The sequence below is a fragment of the Yersinia sp. 1252 StPb PI genome (genome assembly GCF_048593885.1).
In the GTDB taxonomy this organism is placed as follows: domain Bacteria; phylum Pseudomonadota; class Gammaproteobacteria; order Enterobacterales; family Enterobacteriaceae; genus Yersinia; species Yersinia enterocolitica_E.
Map to the genome: position 1 here is coordinate 1 of NZ_JAZGQE010000558.1, position 272 is coordinate 272.

A 272-nucleotide genomic window follows, 5' to 3' on the forward strand; every position below is an offset into this window, starting at 1 on the left:
TGCGGCTTTCCCTGCTTATTGCCAGCTTCGATAAATCCTAATCTGGCATTGTTTAGTTCAAGGGTAATAGACTGTCCGTTTTGCCCATCGTAAACATCGACCTTGATGCTTTCCCCGAACACCTCAACGATAGCGCCCTCCATGAGCACCTCCCTGCAAAACTCCGCCTGTTTGCCTTCCTTGGCAAAAATCACGGCCTGGTAGTTGGTGAATTCGTTTTTCTGCGACTTCCTGTCGTAGTAGCGAACCCCTCCACGTATTCCAAATCCTAT

The 272-nt window shown here is 48.9% G+C and carries 1 pseudogene; it reads right to left on the bottom strand.

Annotation, left to right across the window (positions count from 1 at the left end):
• Nucleotides 1-272: pseudogene (locus V2A85_RS24730) on the bottom strand (hypothetical protein); the annotation flags it as partial.